Consider the following 11743-nt stretch of genomic DNA (forward strand, 5'->3'; position numbering starts at 1 on the left):
CATCTATAAAAGGCTATAGAGATGTGCCTAAATCTGCGATTATTATTGAAAAGATTGTACGTACTGCTGATTAAACAGAGCAGCTAAAATAGCGCGGTATTTATTGTCCGATTCATACCGCGCTAATTAGGTTAGACTTTCAACAAACGTAAGCGATTTGCATTACTTACCACCGTAACTGAAGACAGGGCCATCACCGCACCAGCTATTGCTGGATTCAACAACACGCCTGAAACTGGAAACAATACCCCTGCGGCAACCGGAATTGCGACCGCATTATAGATAAAGGCACCAAACAAATTCTGTTTAATATTTTTCACAGTGGCTTTAGAGATTCGCATTGCCTTTTGTACGCCTAACAACGAACCCGATATCAATGTAACATCCGCACTCGCAATAGCAATATCAGACCCAGTACCAATTGCATAGCCAAGATCAGCCTGTGCTAAGGCTGGTGCATCATTTACACCATCACCCACCATTGCTACAACTTCACCTTCGGCTTGCAACTGGGCAATCACATCTTTTTTCTCTTCCGGTTTCACCTCAGCAATAACCTCATCAATCCCCACATGACTAGCAATTGCCCGAGCAGTTATCTGGTTATCTCCCGATAAAAGAACAACCTTAAGTCCTAGATCAAGAAAACCCTCTATCGCTTTTGGGGAATCCTGTTTGATTGGATCTGCTACAGCAAACAACGCCATCAAAGAATTTCCTTTTGCCACATAAACTAGTGACTTCGCTTCTGTTGACCACTCGGACGCTAGAGACGATACCTTATCAGATTCAATCTTGTTTCTCTGCATCCACTCCCGACTACCAATTAACCAAGTATGCCCGTCTACAGATGCAGAGACACCCAACCCTGCTACGTTCTCAAACTGTTGAACTGTTTCATTTACTGACTGCGTGTCAACACTCACTAAATGTTTACTCATAGCCGCGGCTAGAGGATGCTCTGAATGCGATTCGATCGCGGCAATGACATTCTGTATTTGATTCAAATCCTTGGCATTACAAAGATACTTATCATCTGTAACAGCCGGAACACCTTGAGTCACGGTCCCCGTTTTATCTAACACAACGGTGGTCACCTTTTCTGCTAGCTGCAGCGCATCAGCATTTCTTATCAAAATTCCCTGACTCGCTGCTTTACCTACCGCGACCATAACTGACATAGGTGTCGCTAAACCTAGTGCACAAGGACAAGCGATGATCAGAACAGTCATCATGGTAATAACTGCATAAGTAATCTGAGGGGCAGGCCCATAGAAAAACCACACACAAGCGGTGAGGCAGGCAATGCCTATAACAATAGGTACAAAGTAAGCCGCGATTCTATCAGCAAGCTTTCCTAATTCAGGCTTACAGTTTTGAGCCTCTCGCACAGCTTCAATAATCTTTGCTAGAACAGTCTGTGAACCGATCGTCTCGACCTGCATCATTAAACTACCTGAGCCATTAATGGTGCCACCTACAAGGCTATCATCCGGTCTTTTATGCACAGCGGCAGACTCACCCGTTAGCATTGACTCATCGATATAACTGTCGCCTGATACAACAATGCCATCAACAGGAATACTTTCTCCAGGCCTAATACGGACACAATCACCCAAAGACAGCAGTTCAACAGCAACTTCTTCCTCAATACCGTCACGTACCCGTAGCGCTGTGCTGGGACGTAGCATCATCAAATTACGCACCGCATCACCGGTTTTTTTCCTTGCGCGCGCTTCTAAAGCTTGGCCAAGTAAAATAAAACCAATGATCATGACGGAGGCTTCATAGTATAAATGGCTAGCGGCTGCAGGAAGATCAAAACCCAACGACGAGACTATGAGCAGGCCTGAAGAATAGAGCCAAGCAGCCCCGGTTCCCAATGCAACTAAGCTATCCATATTGAAATTAAGCTTTAACGCAGAGTTCCAGGCCCCGCGATAGATATGCCCAGCGCAAAAATACATGACAGCCAGGGATATAATGCCGACGGTACTCCCTTCTACAATCCCATTAAATTGGCTGATATCAGGCATCTCGCTGAACCACATTTGCAACATCAATAGCAGCCCAAAACCTAAAGCAACAACACTACGCTTAAGCGTTGTTTGATAATGAGCCTTTTCGGCTAACTGAACTTGCTCTAACCCTTCACTATCTGAAATCTCAACTGCCCCATACCCAGCCTCTTTTACTGCTGCAATCACCCGATCCACACTCTGTGAAGATGATACGCTCAAGCTTCGATCTGCAAAATTAATTGAGAAATCATCAATGACCGAACTAGAGATCAACCCTTTCTCCAAAGAGCGAACACAACCAGCGCATTTCACACCTTGTAGTGATAGTCGGTAAATCATAATCTGGCCTCAATTTAGAAAAGTGCTATGGGATGTATAAGACCCCTAAAAGTTATCAACTGTGACAATGTATATAAGATTAATATGATATAACATTTCGATTCAGCAAGTTTGAAGATATATAACAAAGATAGGTAGGAATAAGCCGCATTATTATGAAACAGAGCAACTGCAGATAGAAACACCGGCAAACAATAATCAAGAGGTGAATTTTAAGGAAGAACTCTCAGCGCTTCTTTTCCAAAGCTACATAAGTGCCAGTTAATCGCATAGCGACTTCATCACCTTGTTTTATCTCAATCACAAGATCCATTCGAGCCCGCCCTTTCGTCATCATTTTTTGGTCAAAAACGTCTAAATCTTGCGCATTAGGTAAGGAAGTTACGGCTTTAAAATCGGACGTAACCGGCGAAATATACTGCAAGTGGCTATCAGCGATAACGACATCATCACAACGTCCTTGTGACTGTAGATACAACGTCACAATACTCCAACCGCATAGGGTCGTGACTGTTGCTAATGAACCACCAAAACCTGTGCCTTTATCATTCACGTTAGGCTTAAGCTCTGCTCCCATAACAAGTGTATGACCATCCCACTCGAGAGGATTTAACCCTAGATGGTTAACCAAGGGTATTTCTGACTTAAGCCAAAGTAAAAAGTCATCTGAAACATTCCTAAGTTCAGGCATCATCCCCTCACTCAAAGTATACCCTGCCAATCAGTTACATAATTAGAGAGATCATGCGTGGTTGCCTTACGCACCTTTTTGGCAGTACCTAAGTAGATATAACCAATAATAGACTCTTCCTCAGTAAGGCCTAAACCTGATTTAACCGTCGGTAAATAGGCCATGTCACCTGTTCGCCACATAGCACCAAGACCTTGAGCATGGGCCGCTAAAATAATATTTTGAGCTGCACAACCCGCAGAGATCTCTTGTTCTAAAATCGGAACTTTCGGGTGTTCAGATACGGCTGCAATAACCACAATGACAGTCGGTGCCCGCAAAGGCATTTTGCGGATTTTATCTTGGCGTTCAGGTGAAAGCTGCGGATTTTCAACCAAAGCAGCTTTTAGATATAGATCTCCCAACTGCTGTCTGGAATCCCCCGCCACAGTTAAAAAGCGCCAAGGACGAATAGCGCCATGGTCAGGAGCTCTCAAAGCGGCTTGATAGATAGAGTCCAACTGTTGTTTCGTGGGCCCAGGTTCAATCAAAGCAGGACAAGAAACACGATTATGCAGTAGATCTAAAGCATCCATAATTTATCCTGTTATTGACGGCTTAAACGCAGGTTATCTATATCATCCATCTCACTACTACGAAATGGGTTAATATCTAGGCCTCCACGACGAACATAGCGCGCATAGACATTTAGACTATCTGGCTTACATTGCTCCCAAATATGCATAAAAATGTTTTCTACGCATTGCTCATGGAAATCTCCGTGTTCACGGTAAGAGATAATATATTTCAATAAACCTTCACGATCGATCTCTTGACCACTGTAGCTAATACCAATAGTCGCCCAATCAGGCTGGCCAGTAACAGGACAGTTTGATTTCAATAGGTGGCTATAAAGAACCTCTTCCACCCTTTCATCGTATGTTGTTAAAAGATCAGGAGATGGCGTGTACTGTGTAATTTCCACATCCTGATTATCAATACAAAACCCCGTAAACTGACCAAATTCAGGCGCTTGATCTGGGTGGTAAATACGTACCTCAACACGACCTTCAGCCACAGCAGATAGATCTTTAATAAGTACCGTTTCAACCTCTTCCTGCGATTCAAACTGACTTAAATTAAGAGAGTTCAGATATAACTTAAATGACTTAGATTCGATAATATTTTTACTATCGGCGAACACCCGAAATTCAGCTAATCGAACTTCGGGCTTACCTTTAGGGTTCACCCAAGAAAGTTCGTAAGCATTCCAAATATCAACCCCTTGAAAGGGTAAAGAATTACGTTCAAGCCCTCTCTCCTTCCAATTCAGGTCACGAGCAATCGGATAAAGAAGCGTAGGGTCATAATTGTTAACGTATTCTGTCCCTTGCCCTAAAGGTGAACTCATTACTACATCATTCATTTTCATTAACTACGAATTCCTTTGCCATTTTTAAGCAGATAAAGCGCATAAGTAAAAAGGCATCCAATAAAAAGTATAATCATTGAAAACGCGAAACCTATATTAATATCACTTACTCCCAAAATACCGTAACGGAACGTATTTACCATATACAGTATAGGGTTCAATTGAGAAACACCTTGCCAAAATTCAGGTAGCAATTGGATTGAATAAAACACACCTCCTAAATAGGTAAGCGGTGTCAAAACAAACGTAGGAATAATACTTATATCATCAAAAGAATTGGCAAATATCGCATTGATAAACCCACCCAACGCAAAAACAACGGAGGTTAAAAACACAATCCCTATCGTGACAAATAAGTTTTGCACTTGAAGGTCAGTAAAGAACAACGATAGCAAAGTAACAATAAGTCCAACACCTAGCCCTCGAACAACGCCGCCTAATACAAACCCACTTAAAATAACCCAATTTGGTACAGGTGAAACCAAAAGCTCTTCAATATTCCGCTGAAATTTAGTGCTGTAAAATGAAGAAACAACATTGCTATATGAGTTAGTAATAACCGACATCATGATTAACCCCGGAACAATATATTCCATGTAATCAAAACCGCCCATCTCACCAATGCGGCTACCGATCAAATTACCAAAAATAATAAAATACAGTGTCATGGTTATAGCGGGCGGTAACAACGTTTGCGCCCAAATACGTGTAAAACGGCGAACTTCCCGGTGTACTATTGTCCAAAAAGCTACTAACAAATCTTGGGCGTTCATGAGTCTTCCTGATTTAAATTTTTATCGACCAAAGAAACAAACAACTCTTCTAGCCTATTAGATTTATTTCTCATACTTCTAACCGCAATCTGCTGGGCCCCTAACTCAATAAACAACGAATTTAGCCCTTGCTGACTTTCTACATCAATTTCTAATGTATTTTCTGAAAGCTGACGAACGACATACCCTTCAAGAAGAGGAGGTTCTGACAAATCATTTTCCAGATCGAGGATAAACGTTTCAGTATTAAGCTGCTGAAGTAGCGCATGCATGCTTGTATTTTTAATGATTGAGCCATGATCAATTATTGCAATATTACGACAAAGGCTTTCGGCTTCTTCAAGATAATGTGTCGTTAAAATAATCGTAGTGCCTGATTCATTTAACTCACATAAAAACTCCCACATAGAGCGGCGTAATTCAATATCAACACCAGCGGTCGGCTCATCCAAAATGAGTAGTTTCGGGTCATGCATCAAAGCACGAGCAATCATTAAACGGCGCTTCATACCACCCGATAACATTCGAGCCGCACCATTCCGTTTTTCCCACAAACCTAATTTCTTCAAATAGTAATCCGCACGCTCACCTGCTGTGCGCCGATTGATACCATAATAACCAGCTTGCGTGACCAAAATATCCTTAACATTTTCAAACATGTTGAAGTTAAATTCTTGCGGCACAACCCCCAAGTTTAACTTTGCACCGGTTAGATCTTCATCTAAATCAACACCGAAAATCGATACTTTCCCCGACGTTTTATTAACCAATGACGACACAATTCCGAGCGTCGTAGATTTACCTGCACCATTAGGTCCAAGTAGCGCAAAGAAATCCCCCTCCTCAACACTAAAAGAGATCTCTTTCAGGGCCTCAAAACCATTACCATAAACTTTATGCAGTTTATCAACCGTCAACGCTAACGTCATATAGCAGTCCAAACCTTAATTAAGTGTAAAAAACGACGTGTACCGCCAAATAATGCAGCTACACCTTGGCATATTCCATGTGCATTTTAAGATGCTCATATAAATGAGGTTAGATCTCACTTTTTCAAGCGCACCTACTAAATCAGAATCCGTTTATTTCTTCTATGGAGACTAGCAGCATTACTAATCACCTTATAAAATGGCCCAATCATTACACTGGAGTTCAGAATGACATCTTATCAAATTCATCATCTTAATTTTCTGAAAATTGCTTATAACAACCTAATCAAATGTGAGCCCTTCACAAATGAAGAGATTTCAGAGGATGATGAAGTATTCATTCTCAGCTTAAAAAAGTTAATTGAGGCCTTTGAAGCGGGTAATGACAAAGCATACACAGCAGGAGAAGAGGTCCTAGAACGTGCATTTAGAATGTATCCAGGCCTAGCTCACTTAATCGCTAGAGATCTACTCTGGTTCTTCGGTGGAAGCTGCCTGCATAACATGGCCGATGAAGAGATTGAAAAATTTCAGCGACTCGACGAACTTCGATTTAAAGCGGAAGAAAATAATGAAGAGTTCGATTACTTAAATACACGTGCAAGTGTATTTGGTCAGAATTAATTTTCATTCCCCACAAGCTCTACTCAAATGAGATTTCCACTGCCTGATTTGCCACAAATTCGGGCAGTTCTTCTTCAGGTAACGGGCGACTAAAATAAAACCCCTGAATTAGATGACAACCGTGTGTCCGCAGATAAGATAGCTGTTCACTGGTCTCTACCCCTTCCGCCAATGCCTCCAGTCCCAAACTTTTCGCTAAAACAATGATCGCTTTAACGATTGCTTCACCTTCAGGGTCAATACCTATATCTCGCACAAAGCTTTGATCAATTTTTAGCGTATTCAATGGCAGTTTTTTCAAGTAACTCAACGAAGAATACCCGGTACCAAAATCATCCATTGATAAGGATAAACCCATTTCACGAAATTTATGAAGCTTTGGAATAGTGACTTCTGGCTGACGTAATAAGAAGTTCTCTGTCACCTCTAAATCAAGCAATCCTGGATCAATTCCTGTCTCATTAATCACCCTCTTAACCGCCGGCAGTAAACTTTCATGCATAATCTGTTGACCCGCAATATTCACGCCCATACGAATATTGAAGCCCTGCTCTTGAAGCTTTCGACCTTGAGTACAGGCTTGTTCAAGTACCCACTCACCTATAGGTATAATTAGTCCCTGCTCTTCAGCTAGGGGAATAAACTTCGCAGGAGAGATCATTCCAAGTTCGCTATGCTGCCAACGCAACAAAGCTTCAACGCCCATCACACTGCCAGAATAAGCATCTATTTGAGGCTGATAATAGACCTTCAGTTCATCACGCTCCAAGGCACGTCTTAAATCATTCACTAAAGAGAAACGCTCGTATCTCTGACTACCTTGTTCATCATGGTAGAAACGTAACTGATTTTTACCGCTCTCCTTTGCATCAAACATAGCTACATCTGCATATTGGATCAGCGAAGTAACATCACGACCATGCTCTGGGTACAACGCTATACCAATGCTAATGGTGCTAAATATCTCGTATCCATCAATAAAAAATGACTGTCTGAAGGCTATGATGATGTTTTGTGCAATACCCTCTATCTCTTGTTTAGATTCAGCTCCCTCTAGAAGAATTGTAAATTCATCCCCTCCTAAACGAGCTAACAGCCCCTCATTACAAATAACATTTTGAATACGCTCGGCAGCTTGTTGAAGCAACTCATCCCCAACAGGATGTCCTAAAGAATCATTCACATCTTTAAACGAATCTAGATCACAGAACAGAACGGCAAAACCAGTATCTTTATCCTCCGAATGCTTCAGGGCCAACTCAATTTTTTCATTAAATAACAAACGGTTAGGCAATGCAGTAAGGGGATCATGGTTTGCCATCCAAACCAAGCGTTTCTCCGCATGCTGCCTTTCAGTAAAATCCAAACCTATAGATAAAACTTGAGCTTCAGCACCCGGAATATTTAAAATCGAATGCAACCATGATATTTGCAGCATACGCCCGCTTCTAGATCGAATGGATGCTTCTATTTGTACTTTGTTATCTTCATTATCCAGCAAGCGATGCATCAAAGTTTGATGTTCACCAAGTTTGGCATGGTCATGATTTAGATCGAAAAAGTTCATCAAACTTGCTTCAGAACTGCTCAGACCTAATAGTTCCTGGCCAAAACGATTTAACGTCACAATTCTGCCATTTCCATCTAAGGTCAGAATAATCGTTTCCGCGGTGTCTAAAAGGCTCGTTACAAAGTCTCGCTCGGCCTCTAGTTGCCGTGACCTTTCAGTTAAATTCTGTGCTCGTTCTAATAATGATGACTCCAAACTTTCAAGCTGATGGGCTAAATCTATGGTGCTATATTGCAGATAATCTAGCTCATCTTCGTAAATATTTTTCCTATTTATCCCGCTAAGCTTGGCGCGCACTTCATCAAAAGCACTACCCGCCAATAGAGGTAATAATTCCGAAATTTCCGACAAAGTTCTTAATGGTGAGCGCAATACTGCTAATTGAAAAAGAGCCGCTAAAAACAGGCCAATACCCGCGACTAAAAATCGTTCAATCAAGTCCTTTCTAGCAGCTAAATAACTATCTGTATGGTCCTCAATTAAAATCCAGTAGGCTTTTCCAGTAACCGCCCCTTCGGGAGGCTTGAGAAGAATTTGGTATTTCTTATCATTGGCACTGATTTCGTAAATCCCGCCCTCAGATACAATATTTTGCTGACTAACTAATTGATTAAGTAACGAGGCATTTTCTGCTTTCTGGGTTAAATACTTTAATTCTAGTTTCCATAACCTAGCTGCCTCATTTCGCCCTGAGGGCTGGAGGGCTAGACCAATATCGCGACCACTTTGACGATTAAACTCGAGAATAATGTCTCTCATCTCTCGCCCTATGACCATCACACCTATTTTATTATTCTCTAGCTGCACAGGTATCGCGATAAATCGCAGGCACTGCTCAGAACAGTGGAAATATTTAACCGGTTCTTCTGTTTCTACAACTGCAGAGATGACGGTTACAGGAAGCTCTACACCCATTCCTTGCTTGATGACGACATTCCCTAAGCCATCATAAAGATAAACAGCATCCATTGAGCCATTCATTGATAAACCGGGAAAAAGGCCTTGAATCGCATCTTCATACTTAGCTAGTAAAGAGCCCTCATCACTTAGCCGGTTCACAAAAAGCGGGATAATTTCCCCCACTTCAAGCAATCTTTCATATGAGGTCGCGACTAACCCTTCGAGAACAAATAGATCTCGTTCAGCAAGATCAGCACGCTGCTCGGCTCCTCGTTCTTTAAGTTGTATATAAGAATAATAGCCATAAGCTGCATGTACCAGCGCAAGCACACACATCAGGTTTATAAACACCTTCCAGCGCAAACTAAAGAATGGGCGATTTCCTGAACCAGAGCCAATCATCGGAACTAAAACCTGTACGTAGCTTGAAGTAACAACATATTCCAATCCTCCACTTTCAGAGCATCATCAGGGTTATCCTGTGTCGCTAACCACCCGGTTCCCTCAACATGATGCCACTCAGCTCTAAACAACCAATCACGACTAGGCTCCCAACCGACTCCTAAGGTCCAATCAAAAGCATATTGCGTATGTGCAGGCTTACCAAACAGTTGTTCCGCCTTAGAACCATCCCTATCATCCATATCGATATATAGGATATCCCTTCGCAAGAACATCGATACTTCCGAATTAAAACGGTGCTCTAGCTGAAGATAAAATGATTCACTACTGTTCTCAGGGATAAGGGAATACACTCCTCCTAGGCTTCCCCAGTTAATATCTTGTCTAAAGTACTCACCAGTAAGGCTCCATTGATCTAAATTGTATTGCAATGAAAGCGCCGCAACATCGATATCGACAACACCATCTCCCGGCGCACCTAAAGCAGGAACACCCGGCACTTCAAAATCTAGTTTAAAATTGCCATAACTAAAAGCTGCGATAAAACTATAATCACTTAGACTGTACTCTGTTCGCCATAAATACCCTTCACTATCGGTGAACGAGCCAGGCCAATCATTATTTAAATAAGCATATTCCACATTCAGATCTTTACGTGGAGCCCCCACAACTATTTCAGATGAAATACGTCCAGAATCTAATAACCGATACCCATATAACATGCCACCATCTGAAGATAACTCTAGGTTTCGTGCCCGATCAAAGTATAAAGATTGAGGCAACATGATAGAGGGGCGCGTAAAAGCAACATCTCTAGTTTTATTATAAAAACCAAATGGGTTTTTAATACGGCCTAATTTAATGCCTACGTAGCCTGACTCCGCTTCAAGAAGGCGGTAATCAAGTAATCCATAGTCAAGCATTGGATCACCATCATCAACACTTCCCGCCTTACGAGACATCACCTGCCCAGTAATAAGTAACCTATCATTAATTCTAACTGCCGAATTAAGCCCTAATTCACGGAAGTCAAAACTGCCACTTTCACTGTCACCATAGACGTTATTATCATCGGCCAGGGCAAAGCCTTGAGTAACAAACCCATTAATTTCCCAATTATCTCCTTCGCCCGCCTGTATAAAGCCAGAGAAAAAAATTAACGTCAGGACGGCACCAACATACCGAACAAACCTACTTAATCCGTAATGCTTTGACATTATCACCCTCCTCAATTCCTTTGAGCAGATAACCTATTGCCCCCTTATTTTCAGACACTTTCCTAAGCATCTCTTCTTCCGATTCAACAATCATTGGAGATTGTCCAGATCCAGAAAAAACAGATCTATCCCAAATCTTAACCAATTGATAAGGAAACAATTTTAATTCACTTTTTACAAAGGACCTATGTTCAGGCTGTTGGGGGGGTAAAATATAAACTCGAATAGATTGCCCCTCAGGCCATGTACGAGTTTGCATAGAAAAAACTGAAAGAAGATACTGCCGACTGACACTATCCAAAGATACATTACTATTCACTATTACCTCAGAAAACCCTATCCGAGGAAGCATCAACAGCAGTAAGAAAACCAGAGGTCTGATCATACAATGAAGCCAACCACATCCTATGTGAAAACTGCCTTACGAGAGAGAATAATAGCTCACTCCAGATATTTTTAAGGCCTATTGACCCACATTCTAGACCATCTGGATAAATCTTTCCTGAGGAGATTGAATAAAATCAGACAAATGAAGTATTAAGAAAGGAGAAATGGCGTCCCATAGGGGGTTCGAACCCCTGTTACCGCCGTGAAAGGGCGGTGTCCTAGACCACTAGACGAATGGGACGTAAAAATTATTCTAAATTCATATCTGAATTTGGAGCGGGAAACGAGGTTCGAACTCGCGACCCCAACCTTGGCAAGGTTGTGCTCTACCACTGAGCTATTCCCGCAACAACTTAAAAGAGAATGGCGTCCCATAGGGGGTTCGAACCCCTGTTACCGCCGTGAAAGGGCGGTGTCCTAGACCACTAGACGAATGGGACACAATATGCCAAATCCATATCTGAATTTGGAGCGGGAAA

10 protein-coding genes and 3 tRNA genes are annotated in these 11743 nt (G+C 41.9%); 1 reads left to right on the forward strand and 12 read right to left on the reverse strand.

The genetic code is table 11. The features are described from left to right. Positions 1-131: 131 nt before the first annotated feature. From B4K11_RS08740 to B4K11_RS08765, 6 genes are all read right to left on the reverse strand, one after another. Positions 132-2360 carry a heavy metal translocating P-type ATPase gene (locus B4K11_RS08740; protein ID WP_292957827.1) on the reverse strand — a complete coding sequence of 743 codons (2229 nt, stop codon included), beginning with the start codon at positions 2358-2360 and terminating at the stop codon, positions 132-134. 226 nt (positions 2361-2586) lie between these two features. After that, complete coding sequence (locus B4K11_RS08745) at positions 2587-3054, reverse strand: YiiD C-terminal domain-containing protein (protein ID WP_292957829.1); 468 nt, start codon at positions 3052-3054, stop codon at positions 2587-2589. Positions 3055-3062: 8 nt separating this feature from the next. After that, positions 3063-3626 (reverse strand): nitroreductase family protein, encoded by a 564-nt coding sequence (locus tag B4K11_RS08750; protein ID WP_292957831.1) that lies wholly within the window; start codon positions 3624-3626, stop codon positions 3063-3065. An 11-nt stretch (positions 3627-3637) separates the two neighbouring features. Next, positions 3638-4462, reverse strand: coding sequence for an NADPH-dependent 7-cyano-7-deazaguanine reductase QueF (gene queF / locus B4K11_RS08755; protein ID WP_292957833.1), 825 nt, complete (start codon positions 4460-4462; stop codon positions 3638-3640). Next, positions 4462-5235, reverse strand: a complete 774-nt coding sequence (locus B4K11_RS08760) for an ABC transporter permease (protein WP_292957836.1) — start codon at positions 5233-5235, stop codon at positions 4462-4464. Before B4K11_RS08760 ends, queF begins: the two co-directional genes overlap by 1 nt. After that, positions 5232-6164 (reverse strand): ABC transporter ATP-binding protein, encoded by a 933-nt coding sequence (locus B4K11_RS08765; RefSeq protein WP_292957839.1) that lies wholly within the window; start codon positions 6162-6164, stop codon positions 5232-5234. The genes B4K11_RS08760 and B4K11_RS08765 overlap by 4 nt, the downstream gene beginning before the upstream one ends. A 228-nt stretch (positions 6165-6392) precedes the next feature. On the opposite strand from B4K11_RS08765, the gene B4K11_RS08770 reads away from it, so the two are divergent. Continuing rightward, positions 6393-6788, forward strand: a complete 396-nt coding sequence (locus B4K11_RS08770; RefSeq protein ID WP_292957842.1) for a PA2817 family protein — start codon at positions 6393-6395, stop codon at positions 6786-6788. Between the two features lie 19 nt (positions 6789-6807). Here the strand turns inward: B4K11_RS08770 and B4K11_RS08775 are convergent, their stop codons facing one another. The 6 genes from B4K11_RS08775 to B4K11_RS08800 all read right to left on the reverse strand — a co-directional run bounded on the left by B4K11_RS08775 (position 6808) and on the right by B4K11_RS08800 (position 11704). Continuing rightward, entirely contained in the window at positions 6808-9705 is a 2898-nt protein-coding gene (locus tag B4K11_RS08775; protein WP_292959332.1) for a bifunctional diguanylate cyclase/phosphodiesterase, read from the reverse strand. Beyond that, a complete protein-coding gene (locus tag B4K11_RS08780; protein WP_292957848.1) occupies positions 9666-10877 on the reverse strand; it encodes a hypothetical protein in 1212 nt (403 codons plus the stop codon). Before B4K11_RS08780 ends, B4K11_RS08775 begins: the two co-directional genes overlap by 40 nt. Further along, positions 10852-11196, reverse strand: coding sequence for a hypothetical protein (locus B4K11_RS08785; RefSeq protein ID WP_292959333.1), 345 nt, complete (start codon positions 11194-11196; stop codon positions 10852-10854). The genes B4K11_RS08780 and B4K11_RS08785 overlap by 26 nt, the downstream gene beginning before the upstream one ends. Positions 11197-11429: 233 nt before the next feature. Continuing rightward, positions 11430-11505 (reverse strand) — tRNA-Glu (locus B4K11_RS08790). A 31-nt stretch (positions 11506-11536) separates the two neighbouring features. Further along, positions 11537-11611, reverse strand: a tRNA-Gly gene (locus B4K11_RS08795). Positions 11612-11628: 17 nt separating this feature from the next. Continuing rightward, positions 11629-11704, reverse strand: a tRNA-Glu gene (locus B4K11_RS08800). Between the last annotated feature and the right edge of the window lie 39 nt (positions 11705-11743).

This window comes from Neptuniibacter sp. UBA6509, from assembly GCA_002435145.1.
GTDB lineage: Bacteria > Pseudomonadota > Gammaproteobacteria > Pseudomonadales > Balneatricaceae > Neptuniibacter.

Coding starts and splice junctions, on each gene's coding strand:
- B4K11_RS08740 (WP_292957827.1), bottom strand. CDS start 2,360: ATGATTTACCGACTATCACTACAAGGTGTGAAATGCGCTGGTTGTGTT.
- B4K11_RS08745 (WP_292957829.1), bottom strand. CDS start 3,054: ATGATGCCTGAACTTAGGAATGTTTCAGATGACTTTTTACTTTGGCTT.
- B4K11_RS08750 (WP_292957831.1), bottom strand. CDS start 3,626: ATGGATGCTTTAGATCTACTGCATAATCGTGTTTCTTGTCCTGCTTTG.
- queF (WP_292957833.1), bottom strand. CDS start 4,462: ATGAAAATGAATGATGTAGTAATGAGTTCACCTTTAGGGCAAGGGACA.
- B4K11_RS08760 (WP_292957836.1), bottom strand. CDS start 5,235: ATGAACGCCCAAGATTTGTTAGTAGCTTTTTGGACAATAGTACACCGG.
- B4K11_RS08765 (WP_292957839.1), bottom strand. CDS start 6,164: ATGACGTTAGCGTTGACGGTTGATAAACTGCATAAAGTTTATGGTAAT.
- B4K11_RS08770 (WP_292957842.1), top strand. CDS start 6,393: ATGACATCTTATCAAATTCATCATCTTAATTTTCTGAAAATTGCTTAT.
- B4K11_RS08780 (WP_292957848.1), bottom strand. CDS start 10,877: ATGTCAAAGCATTACGGATTAAGTAGGTTTGTTCGGTATGTTGGTGCC.